The organism is Kluyvera sp. 142486 (assembly GCF_046569695.1).
Taxonomy (GTDB): Bacteria; Pseudomonadota; Gammaproteobacteria; order Enterobacterales; family Enterobacteriaceae; genus Kluyvera.
Genome location: NZ_JBKHUI010000003.1, coordinates 1 through 18598 on the forward strand (window position 1 = coordinate 1; position 18598 = coordinate 18598).

The 18598-nt window shown below is 51.7% G+C and carries 29 protein-coding genes and 1 rRNA gene; 6 read left to right on the forward strand and 24 right to left on the reverse strand.

Annotation, left to right across the window (positions count from 1 at the left end; all coding sequences use genetic code 11):
• Window positions 1–452: ribosomal RNA gene (locus ACLGE8_RS04050) — 16S ribosomal RNA — on the reverse strand; the annotation flags it as partial.
• A 467-nt stretch (window positions 453–919) separates the two neighbouring features.
• On the opposite strand from ACLGE8_RS04050, the gene ACLGE8_RS04055 reads away from it, so the two are divergent.
• Window positions 920–1474, forward strand: a complete 555-nt coding sequence (locus tag ACLGE8_RS04055; RefSeq protein ID WP_410996643.1) for a gamma carbonic anhydrase family protein — start codon at window positions 920–922, stop codon at window positions 1472–1474.
• Here ACLGE8_RS04055 and ACLGE8_RS04060 read toward each other — a convergent pair.
• From ACLGE8_RS04060 to dprA, 6 genes are read right to left on the reverse strand one after another with little or no spacing between them, the layout of a single operon-like run.
• Window positions 1450–1707 (reverse strand): DUF1488 domain-containing protein, encoded by a 258-nt coding sequence (locus ACLGE8_RS04060; protein ID WP_410996645.1) that lies wholly within the window; start codon window positions 1705–1707, stop codon window positions 1450–1452. The two genes, ACLGE8_RS04055 and ACLGE8_RS04060, sit on opposite strands and share 25 nt — an antisense overlap.
• Window positions 1704–2522, reverse strand: coding sequence for a shikimate dehydrogenase (aroE, locus tag ACLGE8_RS04065; RefSeq protein ID WP_410996647.1), 819 nt, complete (start codon window positions 2520–2522; stop codon window positions 1704–1706). The genes ACLGE8_RS04060 and aroE overlap by 4 nt, the downstream gene beginning before the upstream one ends.
• 3 nt (window positions 2523–2525) lie before the next feature.
• Window positions 2526–3098 carry an L-threonylcarbamoyladenylate synthase type 1 TsaC gene (gene tsaC / locus ACLGE8_RS04070; protein WP_410996649.1) on the reverse strand — a complete coding sequence of 191 codons (573 nt, stop codon included), beginning with the start codon at window positions 3096–3098 and terminating at the stop codon, window positions 2526–2528.
• Window positions 3091–3645, reverse strand: a complete 555-nt coding sequence (locus ACLGE8_RS04075) for a type I DNA topoisomerase (RefSeq protein ID WP_185668942.1) — start codon at window positions 3643–3645, stop codon at window positions 3091–3093. The genes tsaC and ACLGE8_RS04075 overlap by 8 nt, the downstream gene beginning before the upstream one ends.
• A gap of 26 nt (window positions 3646–3671) precedes the next feature.
• Window positions 3672–4145, reverse strand: a complete 474-nt coding sequence (gene smg / locus ACLGE8_RS04080) for a DUF494 family protein Smg (RefSeq protein ID WP_123650834.1) — start codon at window positions 4143–4145, stop codon at window positions 3672–3674.
• Window positions 4117–5241 (reverse strand): DNA-protecting protein DprA, encoded by a 1125-nt coding sequence (dprA, locus tag ACLGE8_RS04085; protein WP_410996652.1) that lies wholly within the window; start codon window positions 5239–5241, stop codon window positions 4117–4119. Before dprA ends, smg begins: the two co-directional genes overlap by 29 nt.
• Before the next feature lie 129 nt (window positions 5242–5370).
• Between dprA and def the strand changes: the two genes are divergently transcribed.
• From def to mscL, 5 genes are all read left to right on the forward strand, one after another.
• Window positions 5371–5880 carry a peptide deformylase gene (gene def, locus ACLGE8_RS04090; protein ID WP_410996654.1) on the forward strand — a complete coding sequence of 170 codons (510 nt, stop codon included), beginning with the start codon at window positions 5371–5373 and terminating at the stop codon, window positions 5878–5880.
• A 14-nt stretch (window positions 5881–5894) separates the two neighbouring features.
• Window positions 5895–6842, forward strand: coding sequence for a methionyl-tRNA formyltransferase (fmt, locus tag ACLGE8_RS04095; RefSeq protein ID WP_410996656.1), 948 nt, complete (start codon window positions 5895–5897; stop codon window positions 6840–6842).
• 53 nt (window positions 6843–6895) lie between these two features.
• Entirely contained in the window at window positions 6896–8185 is a 1290-nt protein-coding gene (rsmB, locus tag ACLGE8_RS04100) for a 16S rRNA (cytosine(967)-C(5))-methyltransferase RsmB (RefSeq protein ID WP_410996658.1), read from the forward strand.
• A 21-nt stretch (window positions 8186–8206) separates the two neighbouring features.
• Window positions 8207–9583 carry a Trk system potassium transporter TrkA gene (gene trkA / locus ACLGE8_RS04105; protein WP_395597273.1) on the forward strand — a complete coding sequence of 459 codons (1377 nt, stop codon included), beginning with the start codon at window positions 8207–8209 and terminating at the stop codon, window positions 9581–9583.
• A 148-nt stretch (window positions 9584–9731) separates the two neighbouring features.
• The gene (gene mscL, locus ACLGE8_RS04110) at window positions 9732–10142 is read left to right on the forward strand and encodes a large-conductance mechanosensitive channel protein MscL (protein ID WP_185668947.1); all 411 of its coding nucleotides are present in this window, start codon (window positions 9732–9734) and stop codon (window positions 10140–10142) included.
• On the opposite strand, the gene ACLGE8_RS04115 is transcribed toward mscL, so the two are convergent.
• The 17 genes from ACLGE8_RS04115 to rpsN all read right to left on the reverse strand — a co-directional run bounded on the left by ACLGE8_RS04115 (window position 10143) and on the right by rpsN (window position 18591).
• Window positions 10143–10358, reverse strand: a complete 216-nt coding sequence (locus ACLGE8_RS04115; RefSeq protein WP_410996660.1) for an alternative ribosome-rescue factor A — start codon at window positions 10356–10358, stop codon at window positions 10143–10145. It abuts the gene before it with no gap.
• A gap of 70 nt (window positions 10359–10428) precedes the next feature.
• Window positions 10429–10842, reverse strand: coding sequence for a Zn(2+)-responsive transcriptional regulator (gene zntR, locus ACLGE8_RS04120; protein ID WP_410996662.1), 414 nt, complete (start codon window positions 10840–10842; stop codon window positions 10429–10431).
• A gap of 2 nt (window positions 10843–10844) precedes the next feature.
• Entirely contained in the window at window positions 10845–11213 is a 369-nt protein-coding gene (locus ACLGE8_RS04125; RefSeq protein ID WP_410996664.1) for a DUF1992 domain-containing protein, read from the reverse strand.
• Window positions 11214–11322: 109 nt separating this feature from the next.
• On the reverse strand, window positions 11323–11709 hold the full coding sequence (gene rplQ / locus ACLGE8_RS04130; protein ID WP_035894993.1) for a 50S ribosomal protein L17: 387 nt from the start codon (window positions 11707–11709) through the stop codon (window positions 11323–11325).
• A gap of 40 nt (window positions 11710–11749) precedes the next feature.
• Entirely contained in the window at window positions 11750–12739 is a 990-nt protein-coding gene (locus tag ACLGE8_RS04135; RefSeq protein WP_002919219.1) for a DNA-directed RNA polymerase subunit alpha, read from the reverse strand.
• 25 nt (window positions 12740–12764) lie between these two features.
• Window positions 12765–13385 (reverse strand): 30S ribosomal protein S4, encoded by a 621-nt coding sequence (gene rpsD / locus ACLGE8_RS04140; RefSeq protein WP_185668950.1) that lies wholly within the window; start codon window positions 13383–13385, stop codon window positions 12765–12767.
• Between the two features lie 33 nt (window positions 13386–13418).
• The gene (gene rpsK / locus ACLGE8_RS04145; protein ID WP_001029758.1) at window positions 13419–13808 is read right to left on the reverse strand and encodes a 30S ribosomal protein S11; all 390 of its coding nucleotides are present in this window, start codon (window positions 13806–13808) and stop codon (window positions 13419–13421) included.
• A 16-nt stretch (window positions 13809–13824) separates the two neighbouring features.
• Complete coding sequence (gene rpsM / locus ACLGE8_RS04150; RefSeq protein ID WP_013364454.1) at window positions 13825–14181, reverse strand: 30S ribosomal protein S13; 357 nt, start codon at window positions 14179–14181, stop codon at window positions 13825–13827.
• A 146-nt stretch (window positions 14182–14327) separates the two neighbouring features.
• On the reverse strand, window positions 14328–14444 hold the full coding sequence (gene rpmJ, locus ACLGE8_RS04155) for a 50S ribosomal protein L36 (protein ID WP_000868187.1): 117 nt from the start codon (window positions 14442–14444) through the stop codon (window positions 14328–14330).
• A 31-nt stretch (window positions 14445–14475) separates the two neighbouring features.
• Window positions 14476–15807 carry a preprotein translocase subunit SecY gene (gene secY / locus ACLGE8_RS04160; protein WP_035894987.1) on the reverse strand — a complete coding sequence of 444 codons (1332 nt, stop codon included), beginning with the start codon at window positions 15805–15807 and terminating at the stop codon, window positions 14476–14478.
• A gap of 7 nt (window positions 15808–15814) precedes the next feature.
• The gene (gene rplO / locus ACLGE8_RS04165; RefSeq protein ID WP_035894986.1) at window positions 15815–16249 is read right to left on the reverse strand and encodes a 50S ribosomal protein L15; all 435 of its coding nucleotides are present in this window, start codon (window positions 16247–16249) and stop codon (window positions 15815–15817) included.
• 3 nt (window positions 16250–16252) lie between these two features.
• Window positions 16253–16432, reverse strand: coding sequence for a 50S ribosomal protein L30 (gene rpmD, locus ACLGE8_RS04170; protein WP_003863301.1), 180 nt, complete (start codon window positions 16430–16432; stop codon window positions 16253–16255).
• A gap of 3 nt (window positions 16433–16435) precedes the next feature.
• Window positions 16436–16939 carry a 30S ribosomal protein S5 gene (rpsE, locus tag ACLGE8_RS04175; RefSeq protein ID WP_015962744.1) on the reverse strand — a complete coding sequence of 168 codons (504 nt, stop codon included), beginning with the start codon at window positions 16937–16939 and terminating at the stop codon, window positions 16436–16438.
• A 14-nt stretch (window positions 16940–16953) separates the two neighbouring features.
• Window positions 16954–17307 (reverse strand): 50S ribosomal protein L18, encoded by a 354-nt coding sequence (gene rplR, locus ACLGE8_RS04180; protein WP_000358960.1) that lies wholly within the window; start codon window positions 17305–17307, stop codon window positions 16954–16956.
• 9 nt (window positions 17308–17316) lie between these two features.
• Window positions 17317–17850 carry a 50S ribosomal protein L6 gene (gene rplF / locus ACLGE8_RS04185; protein WP_333495607.1) on the reverse strand — a complete coding sequence of 178 codons (534 nt, stop codon included), beginning with the start codon at window positions 17848–17850 and terminating at the stop codon, window positions 17317–17319.
• Window positions 17851–17862: 12 nt separating this feature from the next.
• Window positions 17863–18255 (reverse strand): 30S ribosomal protein S8, encoded by a 393-nt coding sequence (rpsH, locus tag ACLGE8_RS04190; RefSeq protein WP_003031127.1) that lies wholly within the window; start codon window positions 18253–18255, stop codon window positions 17863–17865.
• 30 nt (window positions 18256–18285) lie between these two features.
• On the reverse strand, window positions 18286–18591 hold the full coding sequence (gene rpsN, locus ACLGE8_RS04195; protein ID WP_035894983.1) for a 30S ribosomal protein S14: 306 nt from the start codon (window positions 18589–18591) through the stop codon (window positions 18286–18288).
• Window positions 18592–18598: the final 7 nt, after the last annotated feature.

The following is an 18598-nucleotide window of genomic DNA, read 5'->3' on the forward strand; positions in this document are numbered from 1 at the left end:
CCTTCCTCCTCGCTGAAAGTACTTTACAACCCGAAGGCCTTCTTCATACACGCGGCATGGCTGCATCAGGCTTGCGCCCATTGTGCAATATTCCCCACTGCTGCCTCCCGTAGGAGTCTGGACCGTGTCTCAGTTCCAGTGTGGCTGGTCATCCTCTCAGACCAGCTAGGGATCGTCGCCTAGGTGAGCCATTACCTCACCTACTAGCTAATCCCATCTGGGCACATCCGATGGTGTGAGGCCCGAAGGTCCCCCACTTTGGTCTTGCGACGTTATGCGGTATTAGCTACCGTTTCCAGTAGTTATCCCCCTCCATCGGGCAGTTTCCCAGACATTACTCACCCGTCCGCCACTCGTCACCCAAGAGCAAGCTCTCTGTGCTACCGTTCGACTTGCATGTGTTAGGCCTGCCGCCAGCGTTCAATCTGAGCCATGATCAAACTCTTCAATTTAAGTTTGATGCTCGTGAATTAAACTTCGTAATGAATTACGTGTTCACTCAGAGACTTGGTATTCATTTATCGTCTTGCGACGTTAAGAATCCGTATCTTCGAGTGCCCACACAGATTGTCTGATAAATTGTTAAAGAGCAGTGCAACACGGCTTTCGCTCACTGTTGCGAGGTGGCGTATATTACGCTTTCCTCTTTCAGAGTCAACCCTCATTTTCAGGTTTTTCTCTTCAACCGAACCGGCTAGTTAGTGTGAAGTGATTCACGTTTGCCGTCTCAGTGGGTGCGCATTATAGGGAACTTTGTTTTTCACACAACCCCTTTTCTCACTTTTTTTTCCAAGTGTCGCTTTTTCACGCTTTTTGCGTCGTAAGTGTGCAATTTGCTTAATTTTTGAGATGAGAAACAACCAAATTGGGCCGATAATGGGAAGAAATCTCACCATGACACCGTTTTAAAGAGGTAAACATGTCTGCCGTTTTACGCCGCTATAAAGATTTATTCCCCATCATCGGCGATCGCGTGATGATCGACGACACCTGCGTGATCGTTGGCGACGTCCGTCTGGCCGATGATGTAAGCATCTGGCCACTGGTAGCTGCCCGCGGTGACGTGAACTACATTCAGATTGGCGCCCGCAGCAATATCCAGGATGGCAGCGTTCTTCACGTCACGCATAAATCGACGAAAAACCCGGATGGCAATCCGCTGATCGTCGGTGAGGACGTGACGGTCGGACATAAGGTTATGCTGCACGGCTGCACCATAGGCAATCGCGTACTGGTCGGTATGGGTTCGATATTACTGGACGGTGTCGTCGTAGAAGACGATGTGATGATTGGTGCCGGGAGCCTGGTCCCGCAACATAAGCGTCTGGAAAGTGGTTATCTTTATCTTGGCAGTCCGGTGAAACAGATTCGCCCGTTGAAAGAGGCCGAACGGGAAGGGTTACGCTATTCGGCCAATAACTATGTGAAGTGGAAAAACGACTATCTGGATCAGGGCAGCCAAACCCAACCCTGATTATCTTCCTGCTGTTCGCGGATAAGATCGCTGGCTTCCTCTTCCAGATCCCAGCGATTTTCGCAAAACAGCGAGAGCCACTGCTGAGATGTCTCGCCACCAAAGCGGCGCGCCATAACCTCAGCCCTGAGCGCACATGTTAACCGCATGCCATTCACCAGCGCTGGGAAACAAACCGCCTCCACATCCTCACGCCACTCTTCACGTTCGGGGAACTGGATCGCCTGATTCATACACCCAGCTCACGTTTTAGCGATGCAATCACCGGTTCGACATCCGGCAGAATCCCGTGCCACAACAGTACCGCATGAGCAGCCTGGCCCACCAGCATACCGAGCCCATCAGCATAGCGTTTGGCACCGTGCTCGGCACACCATGCGAGAAATGCAGTATTACCTTTCTGATAGAACATGTCATAACAGCAAACATGATGGTTAATCAGCGACTCGGGGATCGGCGGCGTTTCACCGGCAATACCACTGGAGGTTGCATTAATGATGAGATCGAATTCATGTCCGGAAAGCTCGGACATTGGGATTGCGTTGACGCTTCCAGTATGGCGGAACAATTCAGCTAATGTCTGGGCACGAGTATGCGTACGGTTGGTCAGCGTCACGTTACAATCCAGAGAGAGTAAAGGCAGCAGCACACCACGAGCTGCGCCGCCCGCGCCAATCAGCAACACACGATAGCCAGGCTTAATCAGCCCGAGACGTTCCAGGTCGCTCAGCAAACCAATGCCATCGGTGTTATCACCGAGAATTCGCCCGTCATCAAGACGCTTAAGCGTGTTGACCGCTCCCGCCAGTGCAGCGCGTTCCGTTAGTTCATCCGCACGGGCAAACGCCTCTTCTTTAAAGGGCACAGTGACATTGGCCCCTTTTCCACCCTGCTGGAAGAAAGCGTTTAGTGTATCGACAAAGCCGTCCAGCGGCGCCAGCATACGCCCATAGGGATGAGCGATATTCAGCTGCTCGGCAAACTGCTGGTGAATGAATGGCGACTTGCTGTGCGCTATAGGGTTACCAAAAACTACGTAGCTTTCCACGATTTACCCCTGGCGAAAACGCTCGCCCGTCAGGGCATCAAGAATTTCAGATGGATTCAGTCGCCCACCGGTCAGCGCATCAACCACCGGGAAATCATCACCAAACTGCGCAAGCACTTCGGCAGTTGTCCGACATGGCGGCAGACCGGTCAGGTTTGCGCTGGTAGAAACCAACGGTTTACCGTAGGCCTCACAGAGCGCAATCACTACTGGGTGATCAGTAACACGAACGGCCAACGAACTAAAACGACCGGTTAACCAGCCTGGCGTGGTTGATTTCGCTGGGAAGACGAAAGTCACCGGGCCCGGCCAACGTGCGAACACGGTGGCGCGTTGCGCTTCGGTCAGCATGCTGTCGTCAATATAAGGTTTAAGCTGTTCGAAGCTTGCGGCAATCAGGATTAATCCTTTCTCTACCGGGCGCTGTTTCAGCGCCAGCAGGTTCATGACGGCTTCTTCACTGTCGGGATCGCAACCAACGCCAAATACGGCTTCGGTTGGGTAAGCGATGACTTCTTTATTGTTCAGAGCGACAACCGCACGCTGTACGGCCTCTGATGGCAGGTTTTTATTCACTGATTTGTTTCGCCGGTACCGGCTTTCCACATTGTTTGCTGGCACAAAAGCGTTTTACGCCCTGCGCCGTTTTCTTTTCGATAAGCAGCGGGTAATGGCACTCGGGGCACTCCCCCGCTACCGGAGTGAAGTTAATGACGAACTGGCATTCCGGATAGCGATCGCAGGAATGGAAGTTTTTACCAAAGCGAGAACGGCGCTGCACCAGGTGCCCTTGCTGACACGCGGGACAGACGATTGCCGTTTCATCCGGTTTATCAATAACCTCAGTGTGTTCACATTCAGGATACTGGCTGCATCCAATGAACATGCCAAAGCGCCCCTGGCGCAACACCAGTACGGCACCACACTCTGGACACGACTGCCCCTCCAGAATTTTAACGATATGTCCGTCCGCCTGGCTTTTCAGGGGACGAACGTAATCGCATTCCGGATAATGGGAACAGCCCAGAAACGGCCCGTGTTTACCGGACCGTATAACCAGTTCAGCCCCGCACTGCGGGCAGGGCTCGTTTTTAGACACTGAAAACAGTGCAGATTTGGCCATAACAACTCTTGATGCCACAAAATGAATTAATGCAGCATACCTTCATTCGTCTCGAAGAGTAATTCTTCCATTTGTTGATAAGCGTTTTCGCAGCCAGGAAGGTTGAACAGAACCATTAAAATGACCCACTTCAGCTCTTCCAGCTCAAACTCTGCGGTATCCAACGCCATAACGCGTTCAATCACCATTTCCCGCGTTTCGAGGTTCAGCACCTGAATCTGCTCAAGGAATAACAGGAACCCCCGGCAGCTGGCATCCAGTCGTTGACTCTCTTCCTCGGTAAAAATACGCACGGAGAGAGGGTCGGACGCAAGTTGCATCGGTTCTACGAGGCCTTCCTGATAGTCGGCGAGCTTTTCCAGCCATATAAGCGCGTTGAAGATATCTTCACGTTCGAACCCTGCATCGGTAAGATCCCGAGTCAGTTTGTCCTGATCCACGCGCATGTCTGTTTCTGTATGGATGTAGGTCTCAAACAAATACATTAGTACGTCGAACATGGCCTGCCCTCCTTAATCGGACATAGCCGCCGGGTACAGCTGCGATCCACCCTGCTAACTCCAGTTCAAGTAGCTGAGCCACGGTCACTGGCACAGGTTGGCCGGCACGTTCAGCGACGACGTCAACAGGTGTTACCTCATCTCCTACGTTAGCCAGGAGCTCAGGAAATGGCAATGCTACACATTCCTTATCTGCACAATTATTTGTCATTTCGGGCGGTTCGGACAAATGTCTGTTTAATCCAGGAAAAAGCGCCAGAATATCCTCAGGTTCCGTCACCATCATCGCCCCCTGCTTGATAAGCCAGTGCGGCCCTTCCATACCTGGATTTCCGAGAGGGCCAGGAATCGCAAACACTTCTCGCCCTTGTTCAAGCGCACAACGTGCCGTGACTAATGAACCGCTACGCAGCGCGGCCTCCACCACCAGGACGCCACGACTCAGACCGCTGATGATGCGGTTACGACGGGGGAAGTTATACGGCGCAGGCGCGGCACTTAACGGAAACTCGGAAATCAGCGCCCCGCCATGTTCAACAATCTGCTCAGCTAGCGATCGGTGTCGATGAGGGTAAATACGATCCAGGCCGCTGCCCAAAATGGCGATGGTTTTTCCCTCCACCTGCAAGGCGCTACGATGCGCTACACCGTCGATGCCCAAGGCCAAACCGCTGGTGATGGTCACTCCGTGCCGAGCCAACGCCTCACAAAAGTATCGCCCCCACCGTTCACCATAGTGTGAGTGATGGCGACTACCGACAACCGCAAGCTGCGAGGAGTTTAATAATGAGAGATTGCCACGCACGCACAGTACGGCGGGATAATCGCGGATAGCACGAAGCGGCTCAGGGTAGTCAGGAGAGTCGGCAAGTAAGAGGTGGTTGCCCGGCATGTTCAGCCAGCGCTGATTAGCCTCTATCTCGGCCTGCGTTAGCGCGAAAAATCGTTCGGCCTGCTTAACGCTAAAGCCTAACGCAAAGAGCGTCTGGCGAGTGATATTGCTTTCCCGGCGAAGCGTGCAAAGCGCATGCAGCATCTCATCGCCATACAAATCATTTACCTTCACCAGCCGGAAGGCTATATCTTCTGGCGACATCCTTTCCCCCTTGCCACATGCGGCATCAGCAATCCTTGCGATTGGTCACTGATGCTGTCAATTAGAGGGGGTTTTGTCTAGAATAGAGCTAATAATCTTTCCTACTCCTGAACAGAACTCTGGATATTTATGGCAGTTTTGCAAGTATTACATATCCCGGACGAGCGTCTTCGCAAAGTCGCCGCACCGGTAAAAGAAGTGAATGAAGAAATTCAGCGAATTGTCGACGATATGTTCGAGACGATGTACGCCGAGGAAGGTATTGGCCTGGCCGCAACGCAGGTCGATATTCATCAACGCATTATCGTTATCGATGTGTCAGAGGATCGCGCCGACCAACTGGTGCTGATCAACCCTGAGCTGTTGGAAAAAGACGGTGACACCGGTATTGAAGAAGGTTGCCTGTCCATTCCTGAACAGCGTGCGCTGGTTCCTCGCGCCGAACGCGTGAAAATCCGCGCTCTCGATCGTAACGGTAACCCGTTCGAGCTTGAAGCCGATGGTCTGCTGGCTATCTGCATTCAGCATGAAATGGACCACTTAGTCGGTAAACTGTTTATCGATTATCTTTCTCCGTTAAAACAGCAACGTATTCGCCAGAAAGTTGAGAAACTGGATCGCCTGAACGCGCGTGCCTAAGGATAAGGATTAACGTGTCAGATTCACTACGTATTATTTTTGCGGGTACCCCTGACTTTGCAGCGCGTCATCTTGACGCGCTGTTGTCGTCTGAGCACCAGGTCGTTGGCGTATTTACCCAGCCAGACCGTCCTGCCGGTCGCGGTAAGAAACTGATGCCAAGCCCGGTCAAGGTGCTGGCAGAAGAGAAAGGTATTCCGGTCTTTCAGCCGGTTTCACTGCGCCCTGAAGAAAACCAGAAGCTGGTCGCTGACCTACAGGCCGATGTGATGGTCGTGGTCGCCTACGGGCTCATCCTGCCGAAAGCCGTGCTGGCTATGCCACGCCTCGGCTGCATCAACGTTCACGGTTCCTTACTGCCACGCTGGCGCGGTGCCGCACCGATTCAGCGTTCGCTGTGGGCGGGTGACAGCGAAACCGGCGTCACTATCATGCAGATGGACGTCGGTCTGGATACGGGCGATATGCTGCATAAGCTCTCCTGTCCTATTACCGCTGAAGATACCAGCGCCAGTCTCTACGAGAAACTGGCCGAACTGGGCCCACAGGGGCTACTGCATACGCTGCATCTGCTGGCGACCGGCAATGCTAAGCCTGAAGTTCAGGATGAAGCATTGGTCAGTTACGCCGAGAAACTCAGCAAAGAAGAAGCGCTTGTTGACTGGACGCTCAGCGCAGCACAACTTGAGCGCTGCATCCGCGCCTTCAACCCGTGGCCAATGAGCTACATCGTCATTGATGAGCAACCAGTAAAAATCTGGCAGGCAACGGTGATTGATAAACCTGCTGGCGCTGAACCAGGTACGGTGCTGGAAGCAACTCGCCAGGGGATTCAGGTCGCTACCGGTGACGGCATCCTCAACCTTATTTCGCTGCAGCCAGCGGGTAAGAAAGCGATGAGTGCACAGGATCTGCTGAATTCACGTCGGGAGTGGTTCATTCCCGGTAACCGTCTGCTTTGACGGTTCATACCTTTTAAAGCCCGGAGTCTCCGGGCATTTTTATTTTTGCGGTTATGAAAAAACATCTTAATTTACGCAGTATGGCGGCGCAGGCCGTGGAGCAGGTCGTCGAAAAGGGCCAGTCGTTAAGTAACGTGCTGCCTACATTGCAGCAAAAAGTGGCCGATAAAGATAAAGCGCTACTGCAAGAGTTGTGCTTCGGCGTGCTGCGCACACTCTCTCAGCTGGAATGGATGATCCAGCAGCTGATGGCGCGCCCGATGACGGGCAAACAGCGTACCGTTCACTACCTGATCATGGTGGGCTTCTATCAGCTGCTGCATACCCGTATTCCCCCGCATGCTGCGCTGGCCGAAACCGTTGAAGGCGCCGTGGTCATCAAGCGTCCACAGCTCAAAGGGCTTATCAACGGAGTATTACGCCAGTTTCAACGCCGTCAGGAAGAGCTACTATCTGAATTCTCCCAAAGCGAACTGCGTTTTCTGCACCCGTCCTGGCTGGTGAAACGTATCAAGAATGCCTATCCGCAGCGGTGGGAAGCCATTCTTGAGGCCAACAACCAGCGCCCGCCAATGTGGCTACGCATCAACCGTAACCACCATACCCGCGATGCCTGGTTAGACTTACTGACGGAAGCAGGCATGACCGGTCTCCCGCACCCGGATTATCCAGATGCCGTGCGTCTGGAAACGCCGGCGTCGGTATTAGCGTTGCCAGGCTTCGAACAGGGTTGGGTTACCGTACAGGATGCGTCCGCTCAGGGTTGCATGCGTTATCTGCAACCAGAAAACGGTGAGCAGATCCTCGACCTGTGCTGCGCTCCAGGGGGTAAAACCACGCATATTCTGGAAGTCGCACCGCAGGCTGATGTGCTGGCCATTGATGTTGATGAAAAGCGCCTGTCACGCGTCTACGACAACCTTAAGCGTCTTGGCATGAAGGCGAACGTTAAGCAGGGAGATGGCCGCTATCCAGAACAATGGTGTGGCGAGAAACTGTTCGATCGCATCCTGCTGGATGCGCCATGCTCCGCCACCGGGGTAATCCGTCGTCACCCGGACATCAAGTGGCTGCGCCGCGACCGCGATATCCCTGAGCTGGCTCAGTTGCAGGCTGAAATTCTCAACGCCACCTGGGCTCACCTCAAGCCAGGCGGTACGTTAGTTTATGCAACTTGCTCTATCCTGCCAGAAGAGAATCAGCAGCAGATTGCCGCGTTCCTGGCGCGTACACCGGATGCCGTGCTCAGTGATACGGGAACGCCTGAACGTCCGGGACAACAGAATTTACCGGGTGCAGAAGAAGGCGATGGTTTCTTCTACGCTAAGCTAATCAAAAAGTGATGAGATAACGGGTCGCAACTGATGAAAATTATCATTCTGGGTGCCGGGCAGGTTGGCGGCACACTGGCGGAAAACCTGGTTGGGGAAAATAACGACATCACAATTGTCGATACCAACGGCGAGCGTCTGCGCAGCCTGCAGGACAAATTCGACCTGCGCGTTGTCCAGGGTCACGCCTCTCATCCCCGGGTACTGCGCGAAGCGGGCGCCGATGATGCCGATATGCTCGTCGCGGTGACCAGTTCGGATGAAACCAACATGGTTGCCTGCCAGGTCGCCTACTCACTGTTCAACACGCCAAACCGTATCGCCCGTATCCGTTCCCCGGACTACGTACGCGATGCGGACAAACTGTTCCACAGCGATGCCGTACCTATCGATCACCTAATTGCGCCAGAGCAACTGGTTATCGACAACATCTACCGCCTGATTGAGTACCCGGGGGCGTTGCAGGTGGTGAACTTTGCCGAAGGTAAGGTGAGTCTTGCAGTCGTTAAAGCCTACTACGGCGGGCCTTTGGTGGGTAATGCGCTTTCGACTATGCGCGAACATATGCCGCATATCGATACCCGAGTAGCCGCCATTTTCCGTCACGATCGACCTATTCGTCCGCAGGGCTCAACTATCGTTGAGGCTGGGGATGAAGTCTTCTTTATTGCCGCATCGCAGCATATTCGAGCGGTAATGAGCGAGCTCCAACGTCTGGAGAAGCCGTACAAGCGCATTATGCTGGTCGGGGGCGGGAACATCGGTGCAGGCCTGGCGCGTCAGTTGGAAAAAGATTACAGCGTGAAGTTGATTGAACGTAATCAACAGCGTGCGGCAGAGCTTGCTGAAAAGCTGCAGAATACGATCGTCTTCTTTGGCGATGCATCGGATCAAGAACTGTTGGCGGAAGAACATATCGATCAAGTTGATCTGTTTATAGCCGTCACCAACGATGACGAAGCCAATATCATGTCAGCGATGCTGGCCAAGCGAATGGGCGCCAAGAAAGTAATGGTGCTCATTCAGCGCAAAGCCTACGTTGATCTGGTGCAGGGTAGCGTTATCGATATTGCGATCTCCCCGCAGCAGGCAACGATCTCCGCGCTGTTGAGCCACGTGCGTAAAGCGGATATCGTGGGCGTCTCATCTCTGCGCCGTGGTGTTGCCGAAGCCATTGAGGCAGTCGCGCACGGTGATGAAAGTACTTCACGAGTAGTGGGCCGCGTCATCGATGAAATTAAACTGCCGCCGGGTACTATTATTGGTGCGGTGGTACGCGGAAATGACGTGATGATTGCTAATGACAATTTACGCATTGAGCAAGGCGACCACGTGATTATGTTCCTGACCGATAAAAAATATATTTCGGACGTGGAACGCCTGTTCCAGCCAAGTCCCTTCTTCCTTTAATTTCCCAAAGGCGCTCAATAGGGCGCCTTTTTTATTAACCCGCTATTATTTATGGGTTAATTAATACTGCCATATTTATTATCACCAATGGAAAATAGATAAACATTTGTTAAACTTATAAACGTCAGCTAGCACAAGGGAGAATAAAATGAGCATTATTAAAGAGTTTCGCGAATTCGCGATGCGAGGAAATGTTGTCGATTTGGCAGTGGGTGTCATTATTGGTGCAGCGTTTGGCAAGATTGTATCGTCTTTAGTTGCGGACATCATCATGCCGCCGCTGGGACTGCTAATTGGTGGTATTGATTTCAAACAGTTCGCGGTAACACTGCGCGACGCGCAAGGTGATGTACCGGCAGTCGTCATGCATTATGGCGTATTCATTCAGAACATCTTCGATTTTGTGATTGTTGCCTTCGCCATCTTTATGGCGATAAAACTTATCAACAAGCTTAACCGTAAGAAAGAAGAGCCAGCCGCCGCTCCTGCACCAACCAAAGAAGAAGTGCTGCTGTCTGAAATTCGTGACCTGCTGAAAGAACAGAACAACCGTTCTTAATCAGGCCGCAGAAAGCAGAAAGCCAGTGGTAAAAAAGCACATCGCTTGCTTGCCACTGGCCTCCCGCCCGTATCCTTTACAGTGTTTTTCTTTCCGTAGATAACTGCCTTTGCCTTTCTTATTTTTCTCTACGCGCTGACGAAACAGCGGATCATGTAATAGGGCTTCAATGGCATTGTCTTTAATCTGCCCCTTCGTATGTTGATAGCGGCTCATAACATCTCCTGATTGTCTGTTTATTACGCGGCGAGTGTAGATCTAATTATGCAAACACTCAACTCGCATTTTATGATGCACCCGCACCCTCTTCCAGGATCCCAAGGATAGAACAGTGTTGGCTGCTATGCGCAGTCCCACAGCAAGCATCATTAAGTTGTTTCAGCGCCCGCTGCATCGCCTGCAATTCTTCAATTCGTGATTCTACTTCGCTCAAACGAGCCTGCACGATCCCTTTTGACTCCTGACAGGTGTGATGAGCTGGATCCACGCGGATCGATAGCAATTCGCGGATCGACTCAAGAGTGAACCCCAGTTGTCGGGCATAGCGAATAAACTTCAGTCGTTGAAGATCGTCTGCAGTATAAAGGCGAAAGCCGCCTTCAGTGCGAATATCATGATTCATCATCTGCTGTTTTTCATAATAGCGCACGGTATCCGGCGTCACGCCGGCAAGTTTTGACAGTTCGCCAATGCGGTACATAGCTACTCCTCGTTAATTTTACTCATCAGCTTATCGGCATAGTCACCGCGCAGAAAATCAGTGCTTAATCCTGCTTGCTGCAACTTCAGTTCCATCAGCGCCAGCCGGCGACTTAGTTCCTGATAGCGCGCGTCTTCCCGACGAATACCTTTCAGCAAATCGGCTAATTCAACGGCCTGCTTACGCTGCTCAAGTTCTGGAGGCAAACACCCTGCATTCTTCAGCAATCGATAGCCAGAACGCAACTCTTCGGGTACGGCTGAATCATCATCTAGCACCAGTGGTTCACCCTGACCAGGCAGGTTATCAAACTCACCTTTACGCTGCGCGTCGGTAATATGGCGTTCGGCCCATTGATCCAGTAACCACATGCGCCTACTCCGGAGAAATGAACAGAAAAGATACGACTATTGTAGAAGGGTGGGGGGGACGGGGATATAAAAAAACCCGCCGAGGCGGGTTTTTTTACTTTACTACAGATTACTCTGCAGCTGCTTCTGCTTTCGATTCTGAACGATCAACCAGCTCGATGTAAGCCATCGGCGCGTTGTCGCCTGCACGGAAGCCACACTTCAGAATACGAGTGTAACCACCGGTACGGCTCGCGAAACGCGGGCCCAGTTCGTTAAACAGTTTTGCCACGATCTCGTTATCACGAGTACGGGCGAATGCCAGACGACGATTAGCAACGCTATCAGTCTTGGCAAGAGTAATCAGCGGCTCAACTACGCGACGCAGTTCTTTCGCTTTAGGCAGGGTCGTCTTGATGATTTCATGACGAACCAGTGAACCTGCCATGTTGCGGAACATAGCCTGGCGATGGCTGCTGTTGCGGTTCAGTTGACGACCACTCTTACGATGGCGCATGACCTTATCCTTCTCAGTAAAACCTTAACCTGTGATCCGGTTACTCGTCAGCAATGCTTGCCGGCGGCCAATTTTCCAGGCGCATGCCCAGAGAAAGACCACGTGAGGCCAGCACGTCTTTAATCTCGGTAAGAGATTTTTTACCCAGGTTAGGCGTCTTAAGAAGCTCAACCTCGGTACGCTGTACCAGATCACCGATATAGTGGATAGCTTCTGCCTTGAGGCAGTTAGCAGAGCGGACAGTCAATTCCAGATCGTCAACAGGGCGCAGCAGGATCGGATCGAATTCTGGTTTCTCTTCTTTCACTTCCGGTTGACGTACATCACGTAAGTCAACGAAAGCTTCCAGTTGTTCTGCCAGGATGGTTGCCGCACGACGAATCGCCTCTTCAGGATCGATTGTGCCGTTGGTTTCCATTTCGATGACCAGCTTGTCCAGGTCGGTACGCTGTTCTACACGCGCTGCTTCAACATTGTAGGCAATACGCTCTACAGGGCTGTAGCATGCGTCGACCAACAGACGGCCGATCGGGCGCTCATCTTCTTCCGAATGAATTCGGGCAGAAGCCGGCACATAACCGCGACCGCGCTGAACTTTGATACGCATGCTGATAGCTGCGTTCTCATCGGTCAGGTGGCAGATCACGTGCTGCGGCTTGACGATTTCGACATCACCATCATGGGTGATATCGGCTGCGGTCACAGGGCCAATGCCAGATTTATTCAAGGTAAGAATAACTTCATCTTTACCCTGAACTCTCACCGCCAGCCCTTTCAGGTTGAGCAGGATTTCAAGGATATCTTCCTGAACGCCTTCTTTGGTGCTGTACTCATGAAGTACACCATCAATCTCAACCTCGGTCACCGCGCAACCCGGCATCGATGAGAGCAGAATACGGCGCAGTGCGTTACCCAGAGTATGGCCAAAGCCACGCTCTAAAGGCTCAAGGGTCACCTTGGCGTGCGTCGAACTCACTTGCTCGATATCTACCAGGCGCGGTTTTAGAAACTCTGTCACAGAACCCTGCATTGTGTCCTCTCTTTGGTACTAAGCTTTACTTGGAGTAAAGCTCGACGATCAGGTGTTCGTTAATGTCCGCAGACAGATCAGAACGCTCAGGCTGACGCTTGAACGTGCCTTCCATCTTGCCAGCATCAACTTCCAGCCAGGTTGGCTTTTCACGCTGTTCAGCCAGCTCCAGAGCGGCTTTAACGCGAGATTGCTTTTTCGCTTTCTCACGGATGCTAACAACGTCATTCGCTTTAACCTGATAAGAAGCGATGTTAACAACACGACCGTTTACCATGACTGCTTTATGGCTAACCAGCTGACGTGCTTCTGCACGAGTGGCGCCAAAGCCCATACGGTATACTACGTTGTCCAGACGACCTTCCAGCAGAGCCAACAGGTTTTCACCGGTGTTGCCTTTCAGACGTGCTGCTTCTTTGTAATAGTTACGGAACTGACGCTCCAGCACGCCGTAGGTACGACGAACTTTTTGCTTTTCACGCAACTGCACACCATAGTCAGACAGACGCGGTTTACGCGCACCGTGCTGGCCAGGAGCTTGTTCAATTTTACACTTGGTATCGATCGCGCGAACGCCAGACTTAAGGAATAAGTCGGTGCCCTCACGACGGCTCAGCTTGAGCTTAGGACCCAAATATCTTGCCATTTTCTTTCTCCAACAAACCTGGAAAACGAAGCGTTATACGCGACGTTTCTTCGGCGGACGACAACCGTTATGAGGGATCGGAGTCACATCAGTAATATTAGTGATGCGGAAACCAGCGGCGTTCAGAGCACGAATAGTAGATTCGCGGCCTGGACCCGGACCTTTAACCATAACTTCCAGATTCTTGATGCCGTATTCTTTAACGGCGTCAGCGCAACGCTCTGCTGCAACCTGAGCTGCAAACGGAGTGGATTTACGCGAACCACGGAAACCGGAACCACCGGCTGTTGCCCAACCCAGCGCATTACCCTGACGATCGGTAATAGTTACGATGGTGTTGTTAAAAGAAGCATGGATATGAGCCACGCCATCAGAGACTTGTTTTCTTACACGCTTACGTGCACGAACTGGTGCCTTTGCCATTATTCAATCACCCCGATTATTTCTTGATCGGTTTGCGCGGACCCTTACGGGTACGTGCGTTGGTCTTGGTACGCTGGCCGCGAACCGGGAGACCACGACGATGACGCAAACCGCGATAGCAACCAAGATCCATCAGGCGCTTGATGCTCATGCTAATTTCACGGCGCAGATCACCTTCAACGACAAATTTGGCAACTTCGTCACGCAGCGTGTCGATTTGTCCTTCAGACAGCTCACTGATCTTAACATTTTCAGCGATACCCGCAGCAGCCAGGATGGCTTTAGAACGGGTCTTGCCGACGCCATAGATCGAGGTTAACGCGATCACAGCATGTTTCTGATCAGGAATGTTAATGCCTGCTATACGGGCCACTATGCACTCCTACTATTTAATATGTACGCACCATGCTGAAAAGCCCGTTTTCAGGATACTCAAATGGAAACGTACAGACATACAAAAGATTGGCTGGCTAATCTAGCCAGCTCAACCCAACTTTGCAAGAAAAATATGCGAATAAATCAGCCTTGGCGCTGTTTATGCTTCGGCTCGGCGCTGCAAATCACACGGATGACACCATCACGCTTAACGATTTTGCAGTTACGGCATAATTTCTTGACGGAAGCACGAACTTTCATTTTTACTCTCCGTAACTTCTCGGGCGACCTTTTAGCGGCTATAGCCTTTGAGGTTCGCCTTCTTCAATGCAGACTCGTACTGACTTGACATCATCAGAGTTTGCACTTGAGCCATAAAGTCCATAATCACGACAACAACGATCAGTAGCGATGTCCCACCGAAGTAGAACGGCACTTTCATTGCATCACGCATGAACTCCGGGATCAGGCAGATAAAAGTAATATACAACGCACCAACGAGAGTCAGGCGAGTCATTACTTTATCGATATACTTCGCCGTTTGCTCTCCCGGACGAATTCCTGGTACAAATGCACCGGACTTCTTCAGGTTATCTGCTGTTTCACGCGGGTTGAAAACCAACGCCGTGTAGAAGAAACAGAAGAAGATGATTGCAGACGCATAGAGTAACACATAAAGCGGTTGCCCAGGCTGCAAATACAGCGAAATTGTTGTCAGCCAGTTCCAACCGGTACCGCCCCCGAACCATGACGCGATGGTCGCAGGGAACAGAATAATACTGGAAGCAAAGATTGCTGGGATTACCCCGGCCATATTCACTTTCAGCGGTAAATGTGTGCTCTGTGCAGCATAGACACGACGACCTTGCTGACGTTTCGCGTAGTTTACCACAATGCGGCGTTGACCACGCTCAACAAATACAACAAAGAACGTCACTGCAAACACTAATACTGCAACCAACAGCAACAGGAGGAAGTGCAGGTCGCCTTGACGCGCTTGCTCGATAGTATGGGCAATGGCTGGCGGGAGTCCCGCAACGATACCAGCGAAGATAATGATTGAGATACCGTTGCCGATACCACGCTCAGTAATCTGTTCGCCGAGCCACATCAGGAACATAGTCCCTGTAACCAGACTCACAACAGCGGTGAAATAGAATGCAAAGCCTGGATTGATTACCAGGCCCTGCATACCAGGCATATTCGGTAAACCGGTAGCAATACCGATTGACTGGAATATTGCCAGCACCAGAGTGCCGTAACGGGTGTACTGGCTGATCTTACGACGACCAGACTCCCCTTCTTTCTTGATTTCTGCCAGCGTTGGATGAACCACCGTCAGCAGCTGGATAATAATCGATGCCGAAATATACGGCATGATACCCAGGGCAAAGATAGAAGCACGGCTGAGAGCACCACCAGAGAACATGTTGAACATTTCAATGATGGTGCCTCGCTGTTGCTCAAGCAGTTTGGCAAGTACAGCGGCATCAATACCAGGGATCGGAATAAAAGAGCCAATACGGAACACAATAAGCGCACCGATTACAAACAACAGTCTGCGTTTCAGCTCGCCTAAGCCACCTTTGGCACTTTGAAAATCTAATCCCGGTTGTTTAGCCATCTGCTACTTATTCCTCGATTTTACCGCCAGCAGCTTCGATAGCAGCACGAGCGCCTTTAGTAACACGCAGGCCACGAACAGTTACCGGGGTAGAAACCTCACCAGACAGGATCACTTTCGCGAACTCGATCTGAATACCGATAATGTTAGCTGCTTTCAGCGTGTTCAGGTCAACAATACCGCCTTCCACTTTCGCCAGGTCAGACAGACGGACTTCCGCTGTAATCGCTGATTTGCGAGAAGTGAAGCCGAACTTCGGCAGACGACGGTACAGTGGCATCTGGCCACCCTCGAAACCACGACGTACGCCACCGCCAGAACGAGATTTCTGACCTTTGTGACCACGACCGCCGGTTTTACCGAGGCCAGAACCGATACCACGACCCAGACGGCGACCCGCCTTTTTAGAGCCTTCGGCCGGAGACAGAGTATTTAAACGCATCTCTTACTCCTCAACTTTAACCATGAAGTAAACCGCGTTGACCATACCACGAACAGCAGGAGTATCCTCGCGTTCTACGGTGTGACCAATACGACGCAGACCCAGGCCAAGCAGCGTTGCCTTGTGTTTCGGCAGACGACCGATTGCACTGCGGGTTTGAGTAATTTTAATAGTCTTTGCCATGGTTTATTTCCCCAGAATTTCTTCAACGGATTTACCACGCTTGGCAGCGACCATTTCCGGAGATTTCATATTTTCCAGACCGTCGATAGTTGCACGAACCACGTTAATCGGGTTGGTGGAACCATACGCTTTAGCCAGAACGTTACGAACCCCAGCGACTTCCAGGACGGCGCGCATTGCACCACCGGCGATGATACCGGTACCTTCAGAAGCCGGCTGCATGAATACACGAGAACCCGTGTGAGTACCCTTAACTGGGTGCTGCAGGGTGCCGGTATTCAGCGCGACGTTAATCATATTGCGACGGGCTTTTTCCATCGCTTTCTGGATCGCTGCTGGAACTTCACGCGCTTTACCGTAACCAAAACCAACGCGACCGTTACCATCACCAACTACAGTCAGAGCTGTGAAGGAGAAAATACGACCACCTTTAACGGTTTTAGATACGCGGTTTACCGCGATCAGCTTTTCCTGCAGTTCGCCAGCTTGTTTTTCGATGTGAGCCATCTTACACCTCTACCTTAGAACTGAAGGCCAGCTTCACGGGCAGCATCTGCCAGTGCCTGGACACGACCATGATATTGGAACCCGGAACGGTCAAAGGACACATCTTTGATGCCTTTTTCCAGAGCGCGTTCAGCGACAGCTTTACCCACAGCTGCTGCAGCGTCTTTGTTACCGGTGTACTTCAGTTGTTCAGCGATAGCTTTTTCTACAGTAGAAGCAGCTACCAGAACTTCGGAACCGTTTGGTGCAATGACCTGTGCGTAAATATGACGCGGGGTACGATGTACCACCAGGCGAGTTGCACCCAGCTCCTGGAGCTTGCGGCGTGCGCGGGTCGCACGACGGATACGAGCAGATTTCTTATCCATAGTGTTACCTTACTTCTTCTTAGCCTCTTTGGTACGCACGACTTCGTCGGCGTAACGAACACCCTTGCCTTTATAAGGCTCAGGACGACGGTAGGCGCGCAGATCCGCTGCTACCTGGCCGATCACCTGCTTATCAGCGCCTTTCAGCACGATTTCAGTTTGAGTCGGACATTCAGCAGTAATACCTGCAGGCAGCTGATGCTCAACAGGGTGAGAGAAGCCTAAAGACAGGCTTACTGCATTCCCTTTGATCGCTGCACGATAACCTACACCAACCAGCTGTAACTTCTTAGTGAAGCCTTCGGTAACACCGACAACCATTGCGTTAAGCAGGGCACGCGCGGTACCAGCCTGAGCCCAACCGTCTACGTAACCATCACGTGGACCGAAAGTCAGAGCATTATCTGCATGTTTAACTTCAACAGCATCGTTGAGAGTACGAGTCAGCTCGCCGTTCTTACCTTTGATCGTAATAACCTGACCGTTGATTTTTACATCAACGCCGGCAGGAACAACGACCGGTGCTTTAGCAACACGAGACATTTTTTCCTCCGATTAGGCTACGTAGCAGATAATTTCGCCACCAAGACCAGCCTGGCGCGCTGCACGATCAGTCATAACACCTTTAGAGGTAGAAACAACCGCGATACCCATGCCAGCCATAACTTTTGGCAGCTCGTCTTTGCGCTTATAAATACGCAGACCTGGGCGACTAACACGCTGAATGCTTTCTACAACAGCTTTACCCTGGAAATACTTAAGAGTAAGTTCCAGTTCCGGCTTGGTGTCGCCTTCAACTTTAAAATCTTCAATAAAACCTTCTTCCTTCAGCACGTTGGCAATTGCCACTTTCAGCTTGGAGGAAGGCATGGTGACCGCAGCTTTATTCGCGGCCTGACCGTTACGGATACGGGTCAGCATATCCGCGATCGGATCTTGCATGCTCATCTGTCTTTACTCCCGTGATTCAATTGGTAATTACCAGCTAGCCTTTTTCAAGCCTGGTACTTCACCGCGCATAGCGGCTTCACGAAGCTTGATACGGCTCAACCCGAACTTGCCCACATAGCCATGCGGACGACCAGTTTGACGGCAGCGTTTACGCTGACGAGACGGGCTGGAATCACGCGGCAGAGACTGCAGCTTCAGAACAGCATTCCAACGATCTTCGTCGGTTGCGTTCACATCAGAGATGATAGCTTTGAGTTCAGCGCGTTTAGCGAAGAATTTATCAGCTAAAGCTACGCGCTTTACTTCGCGTGCTTTCATTGATTGCTTAGCCATTCAGTAA